The 22,042-nt window shown below is 50.1% G+C and carries 22 protein-coding genes; 15 read left to right on the top strand and 7 right to left on the bottom strand.

Going from position 1 to position 22,042, the window contains the following annotated elements:
- Positions 1 to 344 precede the first annotated feature (344 nt).
- Complete coding sequence (locus tag SAQUA_RS17250; RefSeq protein ID WP_380675010.1) at positions 345 to 1,178, top strand: outer membrane protein OmpK; 834 nt, start codon at positions 345 to 347, stop codon at positions 1,176 to 1,178.
- 48 nt (positions 1,179 to 1,226) lie between these two features.
- On the opposite strand, the gene SAQUA_RS17245 is transcribed toward SAQUA_RS17250, so the two are convergent.
- Entirely contained in the window at positions 1,227 to 1,913 is a 687-nt protein-coding gene (locus SAQUA_RS17245) for a Crp/Fnr family transcriptional regulator (RefSeq protein WP_380675012.1), read from the bottom strand.
- Between the two features lie 208 nt (positions 1,914 to 2,121).
- Between SAQUA_RS17245 and SAQUA_RS17240 the strand changes: the two genes are divergently transcribed.
- From SAQUA_RS17240 to SAQUA_RS17175, 14 genes are all read left to right on the top strand, one after another.
- Positions 2,122 to 2,760 (top strand): TetR/AcrR family transcriptional regulator, encoded by a 639-nt coding sequence (locus SAQUA_RS17240; protein ID WP_380675014.1) that lies wholly within the window; start codon positions 2,122 to 2,124, stop codon positions 2,758 to 2,760.
- A 3-nt stretch (positions 2,761 to 2,763) separates the two neighbouring features.
- A complete protein-coding gene (locus tag SAQUA_RS17235; protein ID WP_380675016.1) occupies positions 2,764 to 3,558 on the top strand; it encodes a type II CAAX prenyl endopeptidase Rce1 family protein in 795 nt (264 codons plus the stop codon).
- Positions 3,559 to 3,869: 311 nt separating this feature from the next.
- The gene (locus SAQUA_RS17230) at positions 3,870 to 4,643 is read left to right on the top strand and encodes a MipA/OmpV family protein (protein ID WP_380675018.1); all 774 of its coding nucleotides are present in this window, start codon (positions 3,870 to 3,872) and stop codon (positions 4,641 to 4,643) included.
- A gap of 188 nt (positions 4,644 to 4,831) precedes the next feature.
- Entirely contained in the window at positions 4,832 to 5,788 is a 957-nt protein-coding gene (locus SAQUA_RS17225) for a DMT family transporter (protein WP_380675020.1), read from the top strand.
- Between the two features lie 151 nt (positions 5,789 to 5,939).
- Positions 5,940 to 6,860, top strand: coding sequence for a LysR substrate-binding domain-containing protein (locus tag SAQUA_RS17220; protein WP_380675022.1), 921 nt, complete (start codon positions 5,940 to 5,942; stop codon positions 6,858 to 6,860).
- Between the two features lie 91 nt (positions 6,861 to 6,951).
- Positions 6,952 to 8,355 (top strand): FAD-dependent tricarballylate dehydrogenase TcuA, encoded by a 1,404-nt coding sequence (gene tcuA, locus SAQUA_RS17215; RefSeq protein WP_380675073.1) that lies wholly within the window; start codon positions 6,952 to 6,954, stop codon positions 8,353 to 8,355.
- On the top strand, positions 8,342 to 9,460 hold the full coding sequence (gene tcuB, locus SAQUA_RS17210) for a tricarballylate utilization 4Fe-4S protein TcuB (protein ID WP_380675024.1): 1,119 nt from the start codon (positions 8,342 to 8,344) through the stop codon (positions 9,458 to 9,460). The genes tcuA and tcuB overlap by 14 nt, the downstream gene beginning before the upstream one ends.
- A 173-nt stretch (positions 9,461 to 9,633) precedes the next feature.
- Positions 9,634 to 10,605, top strand: a complete 972-nt coding sequence (locus SAQUA_RS17205) for a phosphotriesterase (protein WP_380675026.1) — start codon at positions 9,634 to 9,636, stop codon at positions 10,603 to 10,605.
- Positions 10,606 to 10,614: 9 nt separating this feature from the next.
- The gene (locus SAQUA_RS17200) at positions 10,615 to 11,376 is read left to right on the top strand and encodes a creatininase family protein (RefSeq protein WP_380675028.1); all 762 of its coding nucleotides are present in this window, start codon (positions 10,615 to 10,617) and stop codon (positions 11,374 to 11,376) included.
- Positions 11,348 to 11,782 (top strand): PTS sugar transporter subunit IIA, encoded by a 435-nt coding sequence (locus SAQUA_RS17195; RefSeq protein ID WP_380675030.1) that lies wholly within the window; start codon positions 11,348 to 11,350, stop codon positions 11,780 to 11,782. The genes SAQUA_RS17200 and SAQUA_RS17195 overlap by 29 nt, the downstream gene beginning before the upstream one ends.
- Before the next feature lie 352 nt (positions 11,783 to 12,134).
- Positions 12,135 to 12,416, top strand: a complete 282-nt coding sequence (locus SAQUA_RS17190; RefSeq protein ID WP_380675032.1) for a PTS sugar transporter subunit IIB — start codon at positions 12,135 to 12,137, stop codon at positions 12,414 to 12,416.
- 2 nt (positions 12,417 to 12,418) lie between these two features.
- Positions 12,419 to 13,729, top strand: a complete 1,311-nt coding sequence (locus SAQUA_RS17185; RefSeq protein ID WP_380675034.1) for a PTS ascorbate transporter subunit IIC — start codon at positions 12,419 to 12,421, stop codon at positions 13,727 to 13,729.
- Positions 13,730 to 13,745: 16 nt separating this feature from the next.
- Positions 13,746 to 14,486, top strand: a complete 741-nt coding sequence (locus SAQUA_RS17180; protein ID WP_380675036.1) for a sugar isomerase domain-containing protein — start codon at positions 13,746 to 13,748, stop codon at positions 14,484 to 14,486.
- Positions 14,487 to 14,499: 13 nt separating this feature from the next.
- A complete protein-coding gene (locus tag SAQUA_RS17175) occupies positions 14,500 to 15,255 on the top strand; it encodes a GntR family transcriptional regulator (RefSeq protein ID WP_380675038.1) in 756 nt (251 codons plus the stop codon).
- Between the two features lie 339 nt (positions 15,256 to 15,594).
- Here SAQUA_RS17175 and dcuC read toward each other — a convergent pair whose 3' ends face one another.
- The 6 genes from dcuC to SAQUA_RS17145 form a co-directional block, all read right to left on the bottom strand.
- Positions 15,595 to 16,965, bottom strand: a complete 1,371-nt coding sequence (gene dcuC, locus SAQUA_RS17170) for a C4-dicarboxylate transporter DcuC (RefSeq protein WP_380675075.1) — start codon at positions 16,963 to 16,965, stop codon at positions 15,595 to 15,597.
- A gap of 17 nt (positions 16,966 to 16,982) precedes the next feature.
- Complete coding sequence (locus SAQUA_RS17165) at positions 16,983 to 17,807, bottom strand: alpha/beta fold hydrolase (RefSeq protein WP_380675041.1); 825 nt, start codon at positions 17,805 to 17,807, stop codon at positions 16,983 to 16,985.
- Between the two features lie 283 nt (positions 17,808 to 18,090).
- Positions 18,091 to 18,948: a MurR/RpiR family transcriptional regulator gene (locus SAQUA_RS17160; RefSeq protein WP_380675043.1), complete on the bottom strand. Its 858-nt coding sequence runs from the start codon at positions 18,946 to 18,948 to the stop codon at positions 18,091 to 18,093.
- A 165-nt stretch (positions 18,949 to 19,113) separates the two neighbouring features.
- Positions 19,114 to 20,019 carry a hypothetical protein gene (locus tag SAQUA_RS17155; protein ID WP_380675045.1) on the bottom strand — a complete coding sequence of 302 codons (906 nt, stop codon included), beginning with the start codon at positions 20,017 to 20,019 and terminating at the stop codon, positions 19,114 to 19,116.
- Positions 20,020 to 20,038: 19 nt separating this feature from the next.
- On the bottom strand, positions 20,039 to 21,085 hold the full coding sequence (locus tag SAQUA_RS17150) for a porin (RefSeq protein WP_380675047.1): 1,047 nt from the start codon (positions 21,083 to 21,085) through the stop codon (positions 20,039 to 20,041).
- 656 nt (positions 21,086 to 21,741) lie between these two features.
- Positions 21,742 to 21,948, bottom strand: coding sequence for a hypothetical protein (locus SAQUA_RS17145; protein WP_380675049.1), 207 nt, complete (start codon positions 21,946 to 21,948; stop codon positions 21,742 to 21,744).
- Between the last annotated feature and the right edge of the window lie 94 nt (positions 21,949 to 22,042).

Genomic DNA, 22,042 nt, shown 5'->3' with positions numbered 1-22,042 from the left:
CAGGCTGTGTCCCTTAATTGCCCGTGGTGCCGTCGCAGACCCAAAAGCCCGTTATCAAGGCGGAGGGTGAAGGGCAGAGTGGCCCTCTGTTCAAGCCCGACAACACAGATAACGGGCTTTTGGGGCGCGACCCTTAGGGCTGGGGCCATTTGCGCGCATTGCGGCGTTGTTCGCCGCTTATTTGGTCCACCAAACCTCGCGGCTCACGCCTTGCCCTGTGCGCAAATGACCGCCAGCGGCGCTTGCGTGCAATTAAGGGACACAGCCTAGGGTTACATAAAAATAAAATCGCACGTAAAAAATTAGTGATATTTACATCAACACCAACCTAAAAGGAACGCATTATGGCGAACGTCCACTTTCGCGCATTAAAACTGGTAGCCATATTATTGGCATCGGCGTTTACGTTTAACACCTCTGCAGCTGACTATAAAAATGGGGATACTCATAAAGATGATTATAAATGGATAAACTTTAACTTGATGCACAGCGTGGATGCCAAAATACCCTATGGTGCACGTAATGATACTTATCTTGAAATGGAGTTTGGCGGGCGCTCGGGAATATTTGATCTCTATGGCTATGTCGATATGTTTGATGTTTTTAACCGCAAGCAGGATGATCGTCACGACGGAGACAATTTCTTTGCCAAAATAGCGCCAAGGATGTCACTGGATGGGTTACTGGGTTACGATCTCTCCGTAGGGCCGGTTCAAGAATGGTATATTGCCACCGTAACCAATATTGGCGACCGCGAACTGTTTGAGCATTTTATTGGCGTGGGGTCGGACGTCAACGTACCCTGGTTTGGCAAGATGGGGGTGAACGTTTATGCACGCTACGTTCGCGAAAATTACGGCGAGGATAATGAAGGTAAGTGGGACGGCTACATGCTTTCTACTAACTGGTTTACGCCATTCTATAACTTTAGTAATGGCAGCTACCTGAGTTATCAGGGGTATTTTGATTACCAGTTTGGAGCCAATAAAATCGCTGATGACAAATTGTACAGCAACAATGCCATCGAGTGGTTTAACGGCCTGTACTGGCATTCCGAGCGTTACGCCGTAGGTTACGGTTTGAAGTATTTCCACAACATGGCGTTGACGCGGGACAACGCTGGCGCAGGGCGAACCACAGGCCTGGGCCACTATTTCAGTCTTACCTACAAGTTCTGATCAACACACTTAACGACGCTCCCCAGCGCTGCGCTGAGGAGCGTTAACTTACTCACCGGCATCATTACCGAGAAACGCTTTCAAACCCGCCAGATCCTTTATTTCCAGACCATTGACGCCGCGCATTACCAATCCACTATCAATCAATTCTTTAACCGCCCGGCGATAGACCCGATCGGTAGTACCGAACCTTTCTGCCTCAAGATAGTTTTTGGTGAAGCCATCCATCGGCAGTTTGTTATGGTATTGGCGGTAGAGATCGTAAGCAACGTTGTGGGCGATGGGATACAACATGCGGTGCAGAAAAATATCCAACGTATCCTGGTAATCGACGGCGATGGCGCTGGCAAAGAAAATCGCCAGCTTTGGGTTCTCCATCAGTATGATCTCTAACCTTTGGCAACTGCACACCGCAACCAAAAGCGGTTCCTCCGCAATAATGTCTAATTGGCAGGGATAGCCGGTAAAAAACTCCATCTCCCCAAACAACTGTTGGTCGCACTCTATAGTACCTAATTGAAAGCGTCGGCCATTTTCGGCGGAATAACCCAATGAAATTTTCCCAGAGAAGACCAGGGTGAGTTGCTCAACGGGTTGCCCCTGTTGATACAGCATTTCCCCCTCATGAATGAGGCGTTTGTCTGTGAAGTTTTCCAGCAGGGTGTGTTCGACCAGTGCGCTGTCATGCTGCCACAAATGGTGAAATCGACCTTTGGATAAGGATTTTATCTGCATAAAGGCAACTCATATGTGGCGTTGATGAATGTTTATTATTAGCAACCCCGGTCTGAAAGTAAACTCGGATGCTGATAAGCGTTTTACCCAGCATCAAGGCCAGCCGTACTCATATCCCAGTGGCGAATAAAAACACGATAAATTTATTGACTGACCGTCAGTCAGTAGGTATTGTGTCGTTATTCCACACAATACCAAGGGGCTTGTTATGGCTCGTATAGTGAAAAAACCAGAGGTGCGCCGGGCTGAAATTCTTCAAGCCGCTGGCGACCTGTTTCAATCTCAAGGTTACGAAACCACATCTGTTGATGAGATAGTCCGCCGCGCCGGTATTGCCAAAGGCACTTTCTACTATTACTTCAAGTCCAAGGAAGAGATCCTCGAGGCATTGGCTCAGCAACTGTGTGCAGATATGGCTAGCCGATCGCAACTGATTGCCGAAAATCCCGATTTGGGGGCGATTGAGAAATTCTGCGCCATCATTGCGGCACAGAACCAAACTGCGGAAGAAGGCCAGTCGATTGTCGAGAATTTACATCGCCCGGAAAACCGTGCGCTTCATGAACGCAGTAATATTGAAACGGTATTGGTTTTCGGGCCAATTCTGGCGGCGGTGGTGGAGCAAGGAAAGCAAGAAGGGGTTTTCCAGGTTGAAGATCCACTCTCTACCGTGCAGTTCATCTTGGCTGGTTCGATGTTTCTGTTTGGCCACCAAACGTTTAATTGGACACCTGAAGAGGAAGCGGCACGCATGCAGGCGATGTTACTGCTGATTGAGCGCGCCTTCGGTGCTGCTCCCGGGTCTTTTGCCGAGGTCCTTGGGGCCACTCTTCAAGGGGAGCAATAAGCGATGACACTGCCATTCAATTATTCCCCGTTGCGCTTTTTTAGTCTGGTTTTTGCAGCAACCTGGCTACCTTGGAGTATTGCTGCCTATTTAAGTTATTTGCCGCAACTGCAGGTATGGGTGATGAGTTTGGCACTGCTCGGGCTACTTGGCCCGGTCTGTGCGGCATCGGCGATGGTCTGGGCCTCTGGAGATAAACGGCTGTGGCAGGATTGCCGTAAACGAGTCTTTTCACTGGGGGGGATCTCGCCAGGTCGCGTATTACTGATGCTTGGCCTGATCCTGATCCCTTTGGTTATGGCCACCTGGTTATCGGTGCGGTTCGGCCAAAGTGCGAGTCAGTTTTCTTTTTCCGGTGGCTTTCTTGCCATGCTGCCGCTAGCGCTGATAGCCGCGTTGTTGGAAGAATTGGGCTGGCGCAGTTATGGCGTGGACAGCCTGAGGAGCATCTGGAAAATGCTGTTGCCTGCCTCTCTTGCGTTTAGCGTACTGTGGGCACTCTGGCATCTACCCTTATTTTTTATTCACAATACTTATCAGAATCAACTGTGGCAGGCTGGCGGTATATATGTTACCAATTTCTTTATCAGTATTTTTCCAGCTACCGTAATGGCGAACTGGTTCTACTATCGATGTCAACGCAGTATCCCGGCAGCCATTCTATTTCACTTTTCTTTGGTCATGGCCTCTGAGTTATTACAGATAGAACCTTTAACTAAGTGTATATGGACAGGTCTATTGTTTCTGGTTGCGGCAATGTTAATTGCCATCGAGCAAGATATTTTCTTTAAAGAATAAATATTCCCTGCTTTTTTAATAGTCACGCCATTATTTGAATTTATTTTTTCTCTGGATGCTTTCCTAATTGATTATACGCGAAGGCCAGGATGTATCTCTATACACTTCATACTTCAAGTTGCTTGGGTGTTGGCTGCGCCCTGTTGCCCCAGTCACATAGTGGGCTATGCTCCTGGGCCTCCAGTGCTTGCCGTCTACAAGCAACTCGAATTATTTTGTGTATAACTATTTTTAATGCAATATTTTAATTAACACCATCAGCTTATTAGGCTTGACGGTATCTTTTAAATAAAAACTCTGGGATTTCAATAATGAATAGTCATATCTATAGCGCTGCGCGTAACTCATTCCTGCCAATATCTACTGTTTCACTGGCAGCACTGTTATTTTCTAATGGCGTTTTCGCCGGTGAGTGGTCAGTCGGTGCTGGTGTTCTGGCCGAGAAATTACCTTATCATCAATATAAGACGCAGTTTATACCGCTGCCAATTGTCACTTATCAAGGTGAGCAGTTTTTTATTAACAGTCAGGGAATAGGGCTCAATATGTTAAATACGGAAAAACATAACCTGCATTTGGCAGTTAATTACTCGCCGTTAAATTTCAACCCATCAGAAAGCGACGATCCGGCAATGAAGCAACTGGATAAACGGCGAGCGACTGCCATGGCCGGTATCGGCTATCAATATCATGCCGATTGGGGAACCCTAAGCGGTGAGGTAGCGACAGATATCTTGGGATACAGCAAAGGATCGATTGTTGACGTTGGTTACCAGTATTCATTTCAGTTCAACAAGTTGCAATTGATTCCCAGCGTTGGGATGCGCTGGCAAAGTCGTTCGTTCAATGATTACTATTTTGGTGTTAGCCAACAAGAATCGCAGCGCAGTAAGCTACGCGAATACCAGGCGAACAGCGGCGTATCTTCTTATCTCTCCCTTGCCAGCCATTATGCGGTGAATGATAACTGGCAACTGTTCCTGCTTGGCCGCTATGAGCAGATGAGTGATGCGGTGAAAGACAGCCCGATGACGGCGCGCGATTATAATGTTCTGGTAGCTACCGGGGTTGTGTACCGGTTTTGATTGGGTAAGTAACGGCTGAGGTCGGTTTTGCGCCGATCTCAGCTTTTTGCTGTTCGGGTATAGATTTCCGGGGCTGCTTCATTTCTCGCTCGTAAGGGCATAACCTCAACCATTAACGGTGGCAATTTTTCTGTTTTGCCTGATAATGATTTTTTGAAACGGCGGTTTGTTTTTTTAGAGGAAGAGGCGTGAAAACTGACGAGTCACTATTCACCCAGAAAAAATTCGTCTGGGCATGTGCGACGTTCTGTTGTCTGCTGTGGGGCAGTGCGTACCCGGCAATAAAAAACGGCTATGAAATCTTTCAGATCGCCGCAGGGGATCTTCCCGGTAAGATCATTTTCGCCGGTTATCGCTTTATCATTGCGGGGGGCTTACTGCTGTTGTTTGCTTTTTTACAGGGCAAGTCTATTGCGCGGCTGTCACGGCACCAATACTCGCAGCTTGCTCTGCTGGGGGGAACTCAAACAGCCTTACAGTATATCTTCTTCTACATTGGCCTGGCCTACACTACCGGGGTAAAGGGGTCGATCATGAACGCCACCGGTACCTTTTTCAGCGTGCTTTTGGCGCATTTCATTTATAAGAATGACCGTTTGAGTTTCAATAAGGTCGTCGGCTGTGCGCTGGGTTTCAGCGGAGTGATGGTGGTGAACTTTAACGGCCAGTTGATGGACTTTAGCTTCAGTTGGTTGGGGGATGGTTTTGTGGTGCTGGCTGCATTTATCCTTTCGGCTTCGTCTTTATATGGCAAACGTATTTCGCAAACCATAGATCCGACAATCATGACCGGCTGGCAATTGGCTTTGGGGGGCGTGGTGCTGACGTTCGGAGGCTATCTGACGGGGGGAACACTGGCATTCCACGGCTGGCAATCGGTGGCGATCCTTGGCTATCTGGCACTTCTGTCATCGGCGGCTTTTGCCCTCTGGAGCCTATTGCTGAAATATAACCGCGTGGGAATGGTGGTGCCTTTCAACTTCCTGATCCCGGTTTCTGGCGTGCTGCTATCTGCTATGTTCTTGCAGGAAAGTATTCTGGAGTGGCGTTACGCCATTGCTTTGGTATTGGTATGCCTGGGTATCTGGTGGGTAAACGTGGTGCGTCAAGAAAAGCGCAAAAGCCTGCTGAAGGAAGGTTGTTGACCACAGAAGGCAGGTAACGCTGTGTTTATCTGGCGGTGTCGCTTCTGATTGCTGGTTTTATTGCCGGCCTATTTGCCACAGGTGGGCAAAGCGTACTTAATCTCAACCGGAAGGCTGGGGACTGAGGGACACAACCTGACTGGAGAATAAGGTGGAACTGAGACAGTTACGCTATTTTGTGCGGACCGTGGAATTGGGCAGTATGGGCCAGGCGGCGCTCGATCTGAATATTGGTGTTTCGGCGTTAAGCCAGCAGATCAGCCGGCTCGAAAATGAACTGGCAATCCGCTTATTGCAGCGAACCTCGCGCGGTATTGTGGCTACGGACGCCGGTTTGGCCTTTTTCTCTCAGGCTCAACTGACGCTGCGCCATGCCGACGATGCCGTACGCGCGGCAAAACAGGCGCGTTTATCCGGGCATGTCAGCGTCGGCATGGCACCAAGTACCGCTTCAGTGCTTGGGTTGCCATTTATTCTGGCGATGCGCGAACGTTATGGGGATATCCGCCTGCAGGTGGTGGAGAGTCTATCCGGTAATCTGGCCTCGATGATTAAGGCCCGCCAGTTGGAATTGGCGATAGTATTCCAGCACAAGAAGTTGCAGACCTGGAGTGCCATTCCGGTGTTGGAAGAGCGGTTATTCCTCATCGGTCCACAAGACCTCATTGGTCGCTTTCAAGACGGCCCGATCACGCCAGAGGACTTTTCCTCGCTACCACTAATCTTACCTAGCCAGACCCACGGACTGCGTGCCTTGCTCAATTCCAGCTTTGCCCGGCAACAGTTGGAATTGAATATTGTGGCTGAGATCGACGGTTTGGCAATTTTAATGGATGCCGTTCGCCAAGGGCTTGGCGCCACTATTCAACCAGGGGCCGCTATTTCACGTATTCTGGATGACAACCTGAAAGTGGTGGAGATACACAACCCGGTATTAAGCCGCCCCAATTTTCTGGTTAGCCTTTCCGACGATGAACTTTCCCCGGTTGGCTTGGCCGCCAGGGTGGTACTGCAAAACGTGATCCGCCAGCTGGTGACGCAGGGTAACTGGCCGGGGGCGACCCTTTACTGATGCTAAACCCCCGTTAAGCGTTACCCGCTAGCTGCTTGTTAAAGCAAAAGTTACATTTTAGTCACAAAAAAACGACACAGAGTATGTGGCTATGTTTGATGTGGTGGTGGTTGGTGGTGGTAATGCAGCACTGTGTGCCGCCTTGACCGCGCGGGAGAGCGGGGCTTCAGTTCTGTTGCTGGAGGCTGCGCCCAGAGAGTGGCGTGGTGGTAATTCTCAACACACGCGTAATTTGCGCTGCATGCATGATGTGCCGCAGGATGTGCTGGTCGACAGTTATCCCGAGGAAGAGTTCTGGCAAGATTTGGTGAAGGTTACCGGTGGATTGACTAACGAATGCCTGGCCAGAATAGTGATCAGAGCGTCATCGACCTGCCGTGGTTGGATGAAAAAACAGGGTGTGCATTTTCAACCGCCACTTTCCGGTGCCCTGCATGTGGCTCGCACCAATGCCTTTTTTATGGGGGGCGGCAAAGCGCTGATTAATGCCTATTATCGCAGTGCTGAAAAAATGGGTGTGGTTATTCGCTACAGCTCCCCGGTAGATTCCCTCGAGTTACAGAATGGGCAATTCGTTGCGGTACGGATAGGTGGGCAGCGTATAGCGGCACGAGCCTGCGTGCTGGCGGCAGGTGGCTTTGAATCCAATAGCGATTGGCTGCGTGAAGCCTGGGGGCAGAATGCTTCTGGTGAATGGCCGGCAGACAACTTCCTGATCCGTGGTACTCGCTTCAATCAAGGGGTATTGCTCAAATTTATGATGGGGGCGGGAGCCGATGTGATAGGCGACCCTTCGCAATCCCACTGCGTGGCTATCGATGCCCGAGCCCCCTTGTATGATGGCGGGATCTGTACCCGCGTTGATTGCGTTTCGCTAGGCGTAGTGCTCAACCGCGATGGGCAGCGTTTTTATGATGAGGGGGAGGATTTCTGGCCTAAACGCTATGCCATCTGGGGGCGCCTGGTGGCACAGCAGCCCGGCCAAATCGGCTACTCCATTATCGATAGCAAAGCCATCGGGCGTTTTATGCCGCCGGTATTCCCCGGGGAAAAAGCGTATAGCCTGCAAGAACTGGCGGTTAAACTGGGTTTGCCTTCAGAGCAATTTGTAGCGACCCTGAAAGCTTATAACCGGGCTTGCCAACCGGGAACATTCGATCATACCGTACTGGATGATTGCCACACTCAAGGCCTTACCCCTGCTAAGACTCACTGGGCCTTGCCGATAGATACGCCGCCTTTTTACGGTTATGCGCTGCGGCCTGGTATCACTTTTACCTATCTGGGCCTGAAGGTGAATGAGCAGGCTGCGGTGCATTTTGCTGGTCAACCCAGCCGCAATCTGTTTGTTGCCGGGGAAATGATGGCCGGTAACGTGCTGGGTAAGGGATATACGGCGGGGGTTGGCATGTCCATCGGCACGGCTTTTGGACGTATTGCCGGCCATCATGCTGCGCTGGCCGCACAGCGGGAGGCCGAATATGCAACAGCTTGAGATGCTTATTCATCAAGCGCAATCTTTGACCGCCAACGAGCAAGAAGTGGAACGGATGATGCAAATCTGTAACGCCTGCCGTTATTGTGAAGGTTTCTGCGCTGTCTTTCCCGCTATGACGCTGCGTCTGACGTTCGGTAAGGCGGATATCAACTATTTGGCAAACCTGTGCCACAACTGTGGTGCTTGCCTGCACGCCTGCCAATACGCACCGCCCCATGAGTTCGGCGTGAATGTGCCGCAGGCGATGGCCAGAGTGCGTGTCGAGACCTATCAGGAGTATGCGCGGCCAGCACTATTCGGCACTTTGTATCGGCGCGCGGGGGTTGCCGTGGTGCTGGCTCTGGCGTTTGGCATTGGGTTGTTTCTGTTACTGATGATGGCCATCAACGGCACTTTGCTTCATCCTCCGCTAGCCGGTGATTTTTACCAGATATTTCCCCATAACCTGTTGGCAGCGATGTTTGGCAGCGTATTCGTTTTCTCTCTCTGTTCATTGCTGTTTAGTGTCAGTAAGTTCTGGCGTGAGATCTCCTCAGGGGCGGGGAGTTTGCCTGCGCTAGTAGAAACCGCCAACAATGTACTGACCCTAACCTATCTGGATGGGGGGCACGGTGAAGGTTGTAACGATGAGGATGACGCTTTTACCTTACGACGCCGTCGCTTTCATCACTTCACGTTTTACGGCTTTATGCTCTGTTTTGCCTCCACGATAGTCGCAACCGGTTATCACTTTTTGCTGGGGCAACAGGCACCCTATGATCTACTGAGTTTGCCAGTGATCCTGGGTACGCTTGGCGGCATTGGGCTGATTATTGGCCCGCTGGGTTTGCTCTGGCTGAATCTGCGTCGCCATCCGGCTCACGGTGATGCGGCGCAAAAGCCGCTGGATCGTGGTTTTATCCTGTTACTGCTGTTGGTGAGCATTACCGGTATTGCCTTATTGATTGGCCGTAATACTTCGCTGATGGGCGTGCTACTGGCGCTACATTTGGGAACTGTAATGGCGCTTTTTATAACGCTGCCTTACGGCAAGTTTGCACATGGTTTTTACCGTACTGCGGCACTATTAAAGTGGGCGATAGAAAAAAGATCTAAAGCCTGATTTTGACTTTCAGTACTCTTAACAATGGCTGCGCTCCGGTGCGGCCATTGCTATTTATTAGCCGCTCAAACTAACAGCGAGTTGGCTAATTTGCGAACTTGATCACTTGACTGATCAACTGATCCTAAACTATGTTCAAGCTACCTTCTTTTCCGCACCGGGGCACTTTTGTCATGGGTTCTATCCGCACGTTAAACGGTGATATTGCTGCCAACCAGCTCGGCGTAACTTATAGCCACGATCATATCTATTGCATTCCGCCCTATTGGGCTGAGCGCAAGGATGACGATCTGTTATTGGATGATCTGCAGGCCTCGGAACGGGAATTAGCCGACTTTCGCCAGGCCGGTGGAAATGCCATTTACGATGCTACAGCACCGGACTATGGCCGCCAGATTGTAGCGGTGGCCGAGATGGCCAAGCGCCAGCAACTGCACGTTATTGCCACGGCGGGTTTTAACAAGGGTTTCCTTTGGAGTAGCCATAAGCCTGGTTCGACGCAAACCTTCGCCGACTGGATCGAGAACGCCTCGGTCGATGAGTTGGTGGAGCACGTCAGTCGCGAAATCACCGAGGGGATCGAAGGCAGCCATTATCGGGCTGGGGTGGTGAAGTGCGGTACGGGGTACAACACCATTTCCCCGCTGGAACGAAAAACCATGGAAGCGATCGTAAGGGCACAGCAATGTACTGGCGCCCCGATGCATAGCCATACGGAAATGGGCACCATGGGGTTGGAACAGGTAAGGATTTTCAAACAATTGGGGCTGGATTTGTCCCGTCTTTGTTTTGCTCACATGGATCGCAATCCCGATCCTTGGCTCCACCGTCAGATTGCCAACACCGGGGCATTTCTCTGTTTTGACGGTATGAGCCGCATCAAATATTACCCCGAACATATCCGTACGCAGGCCATATTGGCGCTGTGCAAACGGGGCTATCAGAAACAGATTCTGATCGGCGGTGATTTTGCCCGTAAGTCTATGAGTGCTCACTACGGCAAAGGAGGATTGGGGCTGAAGTTTATTCTGGCTGACTGGCGGCCAAGGTTTATTGATGAGGCGCAGGAGGCGGGACTGGATGGCGAGGCGTTGCTACATGACTTCCTGGTAGAAAACCCAGCCCGCTACTTTGCTTTTGGCTAAGGAGGCGTAATGAAGTTGCATGAGCTGAATGAGCTTCAAGCCAAGCAGGCGCTGGCAGCAGCGCAGATCGCCCTGCTTCCTTTGGGGGCGGTTGAACCCCATGGCGATCACTTGCCGTTGGATACCGATAACCTACTGGCAGAGCGGTTTTGCGCCTTGCTGGACGAACAATTGGGGAGTGCAGCCATTAGTCTGCCGGTAGTGTCCTACAGCCAGGTGTGGTCACTGCGTGGGCACGCCGGGGCAATAGACATTGGCAACGATCTGCTGGCGCAACTGTTGATGTCGTTGGCTCGCAATATGGCCGGTTACGGTATCGCGACGACGGCGGTGATCAATGCACATTACGGAAATTTTGATGCGATTAAGGCTGCCGCACGCCAGTTAAAAGAAGAGGGCATTACGCTGCTCAGCTATACCTGGGCTGGCATGGAAAGCTGCGTCAGCCAACTGCGAACCTCCGCCGTTGCCTATCCCGGCTATATGCATGCGGACGAAATTGAAACCTCGCTGATGCTGGCACTGGCACCTGAACAGGTAGAAATGACGCTGGCACGCCCGCACTACCCAGAGTTCCCGAATAATTTCCGCTATCAACCGGTGCACTGGACGGAATTCTCAGATTACGCCGTGCTGGGTGATCCCGCTTGTGCCAGCAAGGAGAAAGGGCAGGCATTGGTGCAGCAGGCATTGGCGACCACGCTGGCTTCAATTCGTTACCATTTGGCCACAGGAGGCCCCCATGATCGTCCGGCAAGCCATCAGTATTGATAACCCCGCCAGTAATGCAGAAGAGGCTATTCACGCGGCGGGCCAGGCACTGTACCAGTCTGGTGCCTGTAGCCTTGAGTATGTTCAGGCGATGGTAGCCAGTTATCTGGAGTTTGGCCCCTATTTTGTGATCGCTCCTGGTTTGGCGATGCCACATGCCCGCCCGGAGCAGGGGGCGATTAAGGCGCAATTGAGTTTGGTGCGGCTGCGCGAGCCCGTGGTGTTTGGGCATGCCGAAAACGATCCGGTACAGGTTTTACTGGGGTTGTCTGCAACCAGTAGCGATAAGCATATTCAACTGATCCAGCACATCGTCACACTGCTGGCGGATGAAAAGAACCTGCATACCTTAATGAATTCCCGCGATCCTGAGCAGCTATATCAGCTGATCACCAGTGCGACGTAAATCTACCCATCGTCTTTCAGGGTGGCGCAACTTGAAATCTATACCCAAGTTACTTCAAGTTGCATGCAGGCGGCCACTGAGCGACAAATCTGCCGGGAGCAGATTTGAACAGTGCTTGCGCTGCCCGTAGGGTGAGCCTCAGGGATGAGGCTCATTAACCCCCAGGAGCTTGGTAAACCAAGTGACTGGGGTGAGTGACAAATCTGCCAAGCAGATTTGAACGCTGCTTGCAGCGGCCCCGAAGGGGCGAGGCCCAGCATGGGCCGAGTAACGCAGCCAACACCCATGCAGCTTGAAGGGCGACGGGTATATAGGGTAACGATCTTGGTAGTTCAACATGGAGTGAAAGGCAATGAAAATTCTGACGGTATGTGGTTTAGGTATGGGTTCCAGCCTGATATTAAAAATGAACGTGGAGTCGGTATTAAAACAGTTTGGTATCCAGGCATCGGTCGAGCATATGGATGTTTCCTCTGCCGCCTCCGCTAATGCCGATCTGGTGATCACTAATGCTGAGCTGGTGGATAACCTGCGGCATCTCGCTTGTCCGGTGGTGATTGTTAATAATTATATTGATAACCAAGAGATCGCTCAGGCACTGCAACAGGCCGGCATTCTGCAGCAGGGAGAATAACCATGAGCGAGTTTCTGGGGGTATTGCGCTGGATCACGGTCAATATTTTTGGGGAAGCCTCTATTTTAATCGGCCTGATCGTGTTGTTGGGGTTGGTATTACAAGGGAAACCGCTGGCGGATATTGTCTCAGGGACGCTGAAAGGTATTCTCGGATTTCTGATAATTGGCGCAGGGGCAGGCATTATCGTCTCGGCCTTGCTGATCTTTCAACCCATCTGGACCGAAGTATTCGGTCTGAGCTCGATGAACCTGACCAATATTATCGGCCAGGTGCACTTTACCGAGCGCTATGGCAGCAGCGTGACCATTGCCATCGCCGGGGGATTTGCCTTGAACCTGCTGCTTGCCCGGCTGACCCGGTTTAAATATATCTATCTGACCGGCCATATGATGTTCTGGACCACGATGATTTTTGCCGGTGTGATGGTCAATAGCAACTCAGCCATTTCCAACGTGCAACTGACGCTGATGCTGACGGTGATTATGGGGCTCTATTGGACGCTACAGCCTGCGCTGGTGCAGCCTTGGGTACGAAAAATCACCGGCAATGATAATGTGGCATTAGGGCATACCTCGGCATCTGTCGCTCTGTTGGGGGCGCTGTTCGGCCAGATTTTCGCAGCGAATAAAGTCAGTTCAGAAGATATCAAAGTGCCGAAGAAACTTGGCTTCTTGCGGGATTCCAACGTGGTGACGGCGCTGACCATGTCGCTACTGTTCTTTGTTGGCACCTTTATCCTGCAGATCAAAGGCACGCCGAAGGCGGCTGAAATACTCGCGCAGTCTGGGGATATCAGTTTCTATATCTATGCACTGAAACAATCGCTGATGTTTACCGGTGGCATCGCCGTCGTATTGCTTGGCGTGCGGATGTTTATTGGTGAGATGGTACCGGCATTTAACGGCATTGGTTCGCGTTTGGTGCCCGGTGCTAAACCGGCACTCGACTGCCCGATCCTGTTTAACTTTGCGCCCAACGCCGTGGTCTTGGGGTTCGTCGGGGCGTTTGTCGGCTCACTGTTGTGGCTTACCCTGATTGGCCGCTATACCGGCTATGTATTTATTCCAAGCATGATCGTGATTTTCTTCCACGCAGGTACGGCGGGGGTGTTTGGCAATATTACCGGAGGGTATAAGGGCGCACTGCTGGCCGGATTTATCACCTCTACCGTAGTGGCATGGGGGCAATACTTCTGCGTTAACTACTTCATCAGCAGCACTATTCCCGACACTGCGCTGTGGGCCGGTGACAGCGATATGTTCGTTCTGGCACCGTTGATCGCCGCCCTGACCAAGCTGTTAACATTTTAACTCTACGGGGGATGGTATGAGTAAGGCATTGAACCAATACTACGAGCAAATCCGGCAGAAGTTGGCGTTGTTGGAACAGCAGGCAGATACCATCGAGCGTGCGGCGGAAATAATGACTGAGACGGCGCTGGCAGGCCGTAACCTGTTTGTTTTCGGTGCCAGTCATGCAGGTATTCTGGCGGAGGAAATGAGCTACCGGGCAGGCGGGCTGGCCATTGTCAACCCTCTGTTCACACCTGCACTGATGCTTAACGTCCGGCCATTGACGCTGACCAGCGCGGTAGAGAATGTGGCCGGGTTGGGGCGGGTACTGATTGAGCAGTCACCGCTGAAAGAGGGGGATACGCTGCTGATCCATTCGGTTTCTGGCCGCAATGCCATCACCATCGACGTTGCTCTGGCTGCACGGGCCTGTGGGGCTCATGTGATTGCTATCACCAGCCTGGCTACCGCAGCGCGCGTCAGCTCCCGCCATGCCAGCGGTAAGTTGCTGGTGGATATCGCCGAGATGACGATTGATAACCAGTGTGAGTATGGGGATGCAGCGGTCAGCCTGCCGGGGCTGGCACAGAAAGCGGCCCCACTGTCGACCATTATGGGGGCGACCATCGCCAACAGTCTGGTATTGCGGATCTGCGAACTGATGCAGGAGAAACAGCGTACGCCGCCAATCCTGGCGAGTGCAAACATAGACGGTAATCAGAAGATAAATCAGGATATACTTGACGCCTACAGGAGCCAAATACACTACCTCTGAGTGGAGCATGAGTATGTTTGAGTCTGATGGACTCCCACTGTATCTCAGGATTAAAGGCATTATCCTGCAACGGATCATCACCTTTACCTACAACGATAAACTGCCCGGCGAGCTGTTGCTCGCCGATGAGTTCAAAGTTGCCCGTGGCACCATCAAGCAAGCGATAGATTCGCTGGTCAGCATTGGTATGCTGTACCGGGAACAAGGTAAAGGCACCTTTATCAATCGCGATGCGCTGCATAAATACTATACCGACCTGCCCGATGCTCTGGTGACCTTCAACGCAGCAATGCCGGTGGAAGTAGAAATCCTCTCTTTGTTATCAACCATGGCCAATCAAGAGCAGGCAGATCGTATGAATCTGGATTTGGGGAGCCAATTGATGCGCCTCGAGCGGCTGTTTATGCAGGGGGAGAAGGTGATGGGGCACTCGATCACCTATCTGAATAGCCGGGTTTATAACGATCTGAGCCATGTTGACGAGGTGAGCCCGTTGTATCAACAACTGCGGGAAACTTTCGGCTATTCCCCAACCAAAGCGACGGAACGCTTTATGCCGGTTATCTGTGATGCCAAGCTGGCTGGTTTATTGAATATCGATCAGGGGAGTGCATTGTTCAGAATTGAGCGTACTGCCAGTAATCTGGATGATTTAGTGCTTGAGTACAGCATTACTCATACTCAGGATGCCACGTTGTCGTTGCAGATTGTCGCGAATCAGAGCGTGGTAAACCAGCAGTGGAACTGTACCGTCAGTAAAGCTCGGTAACTCGCCCAAGCCGGCCTCACTGCAGCTAGATTGGATGTTTGAAAGCCAACAGGAATTACACTACCGGGCGGATAAACGCCCATATCCGCTCCCAGTTAATCAGTACCAACAATACTGTGGCGGCGAACATGATGAACACGATCCTTGAGAACATATCAACATTCCTTGTTAATTAAGTAGGGGAGTTCGAGCAATCAAGGCCCTTGTAAAACAGTTTACAAGCGAAGCGTGTGGCTATACACCGTCTGTTAATTTTTTCGGAAAATGGCTTGGTTAACAAATGTTCATTATGGAGCAAAGGATGAGTTAAAGGGCGGGTTAAGCACCCGCCCTGAGGTTTTAATTCAGAATGCCATTCAGCACCAGCATGGTAATCATGCCGCCTGCTGCCGGGATGATCGTGCGGCGAACGATCATAAACGGTGAACATTCCCCCGCTTTGCTGACTGCAATGATCACACCGGCTACCGGGGAAATCGATCTTCCCATACCTGCCATTAACTGCATCGGCAGGATCATGCTTACGGCACTTTCACCAAACTTGGCGGCAATACCGGGTGCCAATCCTGAGAAGGAGAAGAACGCGGCAACGCCTGAACCGGTTAGAGCCGCGGTGACACACACCAGCAGCGCCATAACGACGGTCATGTTGCCAAAACCAAAGCCTGCGGCCTGAACGGTCTGAATGATGAAATCAACGGCACCGATAATTTGCAGCCCTTGAGCAAAAACGTCGGCGCAAACCAGTAAAGAGACGATACTGGTAAACATTGAGCCCATACCTTTGAAGAACACCTGAACACCTTTACAGGCCACCTTGAAATCCCTGCGCACCAGTAGTTCGCAGAAAAATGCCAGCAGGGTACCGATGATCATCGCGGTCACTACGTCAACCTTGATATTGCTGACCACTAACGGGCTAAATACGATCACCAGAATGACCGGGAAAACCGGCAAAAAGGCATAAAATGCCGGTACTTTTTCGCGTTCTTCGCTTGTACTCTGATCCTGTTGTATCTGGGCAGCCACATGACCGTCTTTAGCATCAAAATAACGTGCGGTGAAGAAGATCAGCACTGCGACCACTAACATCACACCCGTCGCCACTGGCAACTGGTAGTGAGCAAAATAAATCGCAGTTTCCATACCCGCATGTTTTGCCGCCAGGTTGGCAGTGCCCACTGCTGGGCCGAGATCCATAAATGCCGACATACCAATCATGGCGGCAGCAGCGGCTTTACTGACTCCCAACCGCACCAGCACCGGGAAGAACGTGACCAATAGCAGCATCGCCAAACCGGCAGCACTGGAAATGGCTACGTGCAGCAGTTGGGATAATATGTAGCCGATTGCCAGGATCAGGTAGGGCGCTCTGATCATCTGTAAGGGTTTGATGCACAGGTTCACCATCGAATTCGATGCTTTGATGTGATCCATATAATCAGCAAACCCGCCTGCGGCCATGATGATCAAACCGATACCTGCTACCTGAGTCGTTAACGACTCTTTTACGAAGGCAAAAATATCCCCGCCGACCCAGCCGATGGATTTTGACTTGCCATACAGTATCGACTGCTCTGGAAAGAAGACTGCGGTGATCAGTAATAAACTCAACCCGGCCAGCAGTAGAATGGTCTGCGGCTGATAGTTTTTAATAATGAACCAGGCGGCCAAGACGGTAATGACCATGCCTATGATAAATCCAGTCATCATTACTCCCTCGTGATTTATTTGTTGGCAACGAACTCTTGCAACAGCGCGTTGTAATATTCCGGCGCCTGGAAATAAGGTGCGTGGCCGAGTCCCGGCATTTCAATGTGCTGGGTATAGGGAACCAACGCCAAGAGATCGGCTTTCAACTGCGGCTGAACAACCCCATCTTTTTCGCCGGTCAGTATCAATGTTGGCATTGAGATCTGTGGCAAAAGTGGGCGGTTGTCGGCCAGTTGCAGCATGCGCGTCGCGCGTCTCAGCCCTTCCAGATTGGTTTCTGCCGCAATTGAGGCTGCGTAGTCCAGCACAGAGGCGGGCACGTCTGGGAACGGCAGCAGATCGCGCGCGCGGTTTCTGCCGTAGGCTTCCCGGCCGATTTCGGCCAGTTCTTGCAGGCGTTTTTCCAGCTTTTCTGACATTGGGGCCGTCGCGGGCGCCCCATAGCCTGGGTGAGTACAGGATAGGATCAGGTTTTTTACTCTGTCTGGATGCCGTGCAGCATAGCGGCTGGCAATCGTTCCCCCCATTGAATGCCCCACCAGAGTGACCTTCTTGTCGCCGCAGGTTTGCACCAGTTCATGCAGCATCTGTTCATAGGCATCTATATCGGCTGGGATTAATGTTGAGTCGACATAGCCAGGTGCATCCCAGGCTACGACCCGGTAATTAGGGGCGAAGGCTGCAAACTGGAATGGCCAGGCTTTTGAACTGCCCAGAATGCCGTGTAAGAAAATAATGGTTTCACCTTCGCCACAGGTACGGAATGATAAGTTCCCTTGTGATGTGGTGATGATTTGTTGCTCAGGACAAACAGGGATTTCTCTGTTTTCACTGCTCATGTTAAACCTCTTTTAATATAATTTCTGTCAAAGATTGATTGCTGCATGGAATCAAGGCGTGTTTATGCAGAGCTGTAAATGGATATAACTGTCGGAATTCACCCATACTCTATTTCAGGAGTATTGTCTGTACTGGTATATACTCTAAATAATTCGAGTTGTATGCAGGCGGCAAGCCTGCAAGTCCCCAAGAGCATAGATAACTATGTGACTTGGTGAGGAGGCACAGCCAACACACAGGCAACCTGAAGAATGACGAGTATAACTCGAATTATTTATGCTGCTACTTATTAAAGACGTTAAAAGCCTCAAATAAAGATTCCATAACATGGAAGTTATCGCTTAACTCACTATTTTTTACTTCACCCATATAATTCACCAGCGCTTCGATCAGCACAAAGCCCGCACTGCGGCTACTGAACAGCCCGCTATGCTTGCTCTCCATCAGTAACATCGCGGTGGCAAAGTGGCTGAATGGGTTAACCGCATTATCGGTAATGACAATAGTATCCCCACGGTTTTGATAAAACCATTTGATTAGCCGCGTTGTAACACTGGAAAATCGATAATAAGAAATTGCCAGCAAAACATCGCCTTTTCTGGAATCGATTAATTTATGCGGTAAATTAGCAATATTGGCATCGAGTAAAACAATATCTTTTTTGATATACCTGCCGAGTAAATAAAAATATTCAGCTAAGGCGTGTGCCGTGGCACTGCCAATGATATACAGCCTTTTCTCTGGGTCGCAAATCAGTGAAATGGTTTTTTCCAGATCCTTGCGGTTAATGTTTTTCAACGTATTACTGATATTGTCAGTGATCTCACCACAATGTTTCTCAATATACTCAATGCCGTTGTTGGTATTTTTCTTGTTGTTAAAACGCTCTATCGGTGAAATATTCCTGCGAAGATCGGGTGCAAACGTCGACTTTTTAAAATCACGAAAGCCGGTAAAACCGATTTTCATCATAAAGCGCCCAAGCGTTGACTTGGCAATATCCACTTCATTACAGATATCAATCACTTTGCTGTAAGGGATGGACTCAAAATGCTTGTCAAAGTAGTCAATGATACGCCTGTCAGTTTCCGTCAGGTTATCGAGGCCTGCAATGCGCAGAGAGAATTCGGCTCTGTTCATGTTTGATCATCTCCCTACGCAGTGTTTTTATTTATTCAACATTAATAGCAAAACTGAAGGCTGAAAAAAGGGGAATCGAAAATTCCCTTGTCAGAAGTGTGTGTCATCTCTCATATCCTTCTGACCTGCGCTGCTGCCTGTGGCAGGCAGCAGCGCAGCCTGCGGCTAAGGCTTAACGTTGAATTCACCGTGTTGCTCAAACCAGGCAAATTGCTCAGCTCCGTAAGCAGACATTTTCGATCCGCTATGTGCTACACCTGGGAGAGTGCTAAAGCGCCAGTTGAATTCCACCTTGTAGCGCGTCGCTTTCTGCTTCGCCGTCAGGAAGTAAGTCTGCGCTCGGGTTAACCGGCTGTCCCCCTGAGCCATCGCTTCATAGGAGCGGCGCAGCAACGGGTGGTAAGGATCGTTATCCTGATCCCCAACGGTAATTAGAACAGGTTTGGCAAAATAGTCGGCTAGCTGTTTTTGCGTCACTTTTACCGGTGCGTTAGCCAAACCATAGGGCCATGGGTTTTCGATATCCGGCATGGTCCACCACCCTGCTGCAGCGCAGATGGCGGCTTTGACGTTGGCTTCCGGTACGAAGGTCAGCATTCTGTGGACAAACTGGCAGCCAGCACTGTTACCAAACAGATAATAGCTTTGTTGCTGGGTAATGCCTTGTTTACGCATATCGTTGAACAGATCGTCGATCACCGTGAATGCCCATTCGCCTTTGGGATTCACTTTATGGGTTTTGGGATTTTCTATATTGCCCAGATTGTACCCATCATTACCAGGGTAATCCTGTTCGGAAAATAGCGGTGCGATGACGATAAGTTTGCTTTTTTTGGCATTTTCTACCCAGGAGTCACGGTACTCATCGGCGTTACGATTCAGACCGGTAAGAACAAATACGACCGGTGTATTGGCATCGGCATTCGGCGGCTGGTAGCTGAACACTTCCATCTTTTTGCCGGTTTGCGGCACAGTGAAACTGAAACTACCGCTCTCTTTTGGCAATGCGGCGGCATGGCTAAGACCGGCACTTAACGCTAGCACGGCTAATAAACTGAGTTTGTTGTTCATGTTTTCAATCCTTTGGTGATTAAAATTCGTAACGTAACCCGAGTACCCACAGGTTTTCTGCCGATTCGTAGCTTTCCCGATCGTCGTAAATATAGGTTGCAGAGAAATGAACATTCTTTTTCAGCCGATATTCCGCCTCGGTGATCCACTGTTTGCGGTGAACGTAGTCGTTATCAGACTCAATCAGTTGTGAATAGCCGCCGCGCAGCGCGACTTTGCTGGTAAACCAGTATTCTGCCAGTGAGTCGAAGGCATCATAGTCTTTGTCTGGTTTTCCTTTTTGCTCATAGGTTTGTCTGCCAACGTTAATACCCAGATAGGCTTTGCCGTAACTGAGGCGCACACCAGCCCCTTGCTGCAGGTAATCGGTATAGTTACCACTCAGCGAGGTATCATTTGGGTCTTTGGTCATTTTCTGCCAGGCGATAACCGGCTTGATTTTCAGTGGGGTGCCCGCAACGGGGAATTCAAACGCATAGCCCAGGCTGGCCATATAACCGTTGTCGATGGTGCTACTACTTGAGCCATTGCCCATGACGTATGCAGTACGAATATCGAGCCCGCCATTTACGTATTCATACTGCAAGGTTCCGTCCTGGCGGTTCCACTGGTAAGAAGAGTCGATCCTGGTTCCAACCCAGTTGGAATAGACATTGGAGGTATAATTCATATACCGGTCAGTAATGCCCATCCATTGATACATTGGGTTCCGTGTGCGGCCCGCCATAATTTTGCCGAACTTTTTCGCATCAACACCCAGGTAGCCGTAACGGATGTCCCAGGTATTATTGGGATTTTTGGTGTCATTTTTTTGCGTGTTGACCTGCCATTCCAATTTGCCGAAAAGGTCGAATTGTTCATCCAGCTTCTGCTGGGCTTCAAAACCGAGGCGGCCTGTGAGGTTGGTTGCACTGTTGTGTTCTGCCGTCCACTCATTGCCGGCTTGTGCTTCGATACGGCCGTAAATATCGAGTTGGCTTCCTTTGCTGTTATATACCGTCACCGCCTGTGCGGCACTTGTGGCGAGTAGGGCGGGAAAGAGTAAGGCCAGAGGTATTATTTTCATATTATTATCCTGTGTTAAGTAAAATATTATCTTTAATCGCGTGCAATGTTTTTATTAGTGATGTTTTATTTTTAATTGACGAGCCTATTACGGCTGGCTGTAAATAAAGCTGGCGCAGTGTTTTTGGTTTGTTTTGATAACGGTTTCTCAGGCTATTATTTTTAAATTAATAAGGGTAATAGCAGCCCGGTATGCATTTAACTTTGCACGTTATATAATTTCTTAAAAAAGAGTTCGGTCAGGTTTTATTCATTACCCCTCCCATCTATTATTCATTACTCACACTATATGAAGAGGAAAGTTGTTGTGAATGGGAATTAGGAATTCCCTGATTAAATATGTGAGTGCCGACACATAATAAAAATCTATACAATAACGAAAAGGCTTTTCATTTTTGCAATATGATGTTTTTAAAGGAATAACGTCTTTGATTGGGAAAAGTCGAGGTGAGTGCAGAGGAGAATGTAGGGTTAAAATTTGTTGGGAAAAGTCGCAAAATGACGCAATGGCCGCAAAATAGGGCATCAAATTGCACTTATCCATCGCACTTTGAGGCGTTTGGTGAAGCTTTGGTATGAGGTGTTTGCTGTTTAGTCAAAACACTCACACAACGTTGGTTTGCAACATTGCGTGAGTGACTTAATAGCTTGGTATGACTACTTTTTTTCTACGGCAGCCTGAATAGCATCTGCAAGGGAACTGATGTATTTTTCTGCCGTCTTCAATTGGTACTCGACACCATTGCCATCGTTGGTGTCAGACAGCGTCGCTTTCAACAGTTCCAGTGATGCCTGCACGGCCAGTAATCTGCGCTTTTGCTCTTCTGTTGGGTTGAGCCCAGAGCCAAAATAATTTTCTAACATAGTTATTTCCCTTCGCTAGACCTACCGAAATGGCAGACAACACCGGTTACATGGGGGAGATGCTGGGCTTTTTCAAGGTGTCAGGTTGATAGAC

The sequence above is a fragment of the Serratia aquatilis genome (assembly GCF_044865145.1).
In the GTDB taxonomy this organism is placed as follows: domain Bacteria; phylum Pseudomonadota; class Gammaproteobacteria; order Enterobacterales; family Enterobacteriaceae; genus Chania; species Chania aquatilis.
The sequence above is the reverse complement of the archived record's forward strand: the minus strand, read 5'-3'. Positions and strand labels throughout refer to the sequence as shown.

Coding starts and splice junctions, on each gene's coding strand:
- SAQUA_RS17245 (WP_380675012.1), bottom strand. CDS start 1,913: ATGCAGATAAAATCCTTATCCAAAGGTCGATTTCACCATTTGTGGCAG.
- tcuA (WP_380675073.1), top strand. CDS start 6,952: ATGTTTGATGTGGTGGTGGTTGGTGGTGGTAATGCAGCACTGTGTGCC.
- SAQUA_RS17175 (WP_380675038.1), top strand. CDS start 14,500: ATGTTTGAGTCTGATGGACTCCCACTGTATCTCAGGATTAAAGGCATT.
- SAQUA_RS17190 (WP_380675032.1), top strand. CDS start 12,135: ATGAAAATTCTGACGGTATGTGGTTTAGGTATGGGTTCCAGCCTGATA.
- SAQUA_RS17160 (WP_380675043.1), bottom strand. CDS start 18,948: ATGAACAGAGCCGAATTCTCTCTGCGCATTGCAGGCCTCGATAACCTG.
- SAQUA_RS17165 (WP_380675041.1), bottom strand. CDS start 17,807: ATGAGCAGTGAAAACAGAGAAATCCCTGTTTGTCCTGAGCAACAAATC.
- SAQUA_RS17195 (WP_380675030.1), top strand. CDS start 11,348: ATGATCGTCCGGCAAGCCATCAGTATTGATAACCCCGCCAGTAATGCA.
- SAQUA_RS17200 (WP_380675028.1), top strand. CDS start 10,615: ATGAAGTTGCATGAGCTGAATGAGCTTCAAGCCAAGCAGGCGCTGGCA.
- SAQUA_RS17205 (WP_380675026.1), top strand. CDS start 9,634: ATGGGTTCTATCCGCACGTTAAACGGTGATATTGCTGCCAACCAGCTC.
- SAQUA_RS17185 (WP_380675034.1), top strand. CDS start 12,419: ATGAGCGAGTTTCTGGGGGTATTGCGCTGGATCACGGTCAATATTTTT.
- SAQUA_RS17180 (WP_380675036.1), top strand. CDS start 13,746: ATGAGTAAGGCATTGAACCAATACTACGAGCAAATCCGGCAGAAGTTG.
- SAQUA_RS17155 (WP_380675045.1), bottom strand. CDS start 20,019: ATGAACAACAAACTCAGTTTATTAGCCGTGCTAGCGTTAAGTGCCGGT.
- SAQUA_RS17150 (WP_380675047.1), bottom strand. CDS start 21,085: ATGAAAATAATACCTCTGGCCTTACTCTTTCCCGCCCTACTCGCCACA.
- SAQUA_RS17230 (WP_380675018.1), top strand. CDS start 3,870: ATGAATAGTCATATCTATAGCGCTGCGCGTAACTCATTCCTGCCAATA.
- SAQUA_RS17250 (WP_380675010.1), top strand. CDS start 345: ATGGCGAACGTCCACTTTCGCGCATTAAAACTGGTAGCCATATTATTG.
- SAQUA_RS17240 (WP_380675014.1), top strand. CDS start 2,122: ATGGCTCGTATAGTGAAAAAACCAGAGGTGCGCCGGGCTGAAATTCTT.
- SAQUA_RS17145 (WP_380675049.1), bottom strand. CDS start 21,948: ATGTTAGAAAATTATTTTGGCTCTGGGCTCAACCCAACAGAAGAGCAA.
- dcuC (WP_380675075.1), bottom strand. CDS start 16,965: ATGACTGGATTTATCATAGGCATGGTCATTACCGTCTTGGCCGCCTGG.
- tcuB (WP_380675024.1), top strand. CDS start 8,342: ATGCAACAGCTTGAGATGCTTATTCATCAAGCGCAATCTTTGACCGCC.
- SAQUA_RS17235 (WP_380675016.1), top strand. CDS start 2,764: ATGACACTGCCATTCAATTATTCCCCGTTGCGCTTTTTTAGTCTGGTT.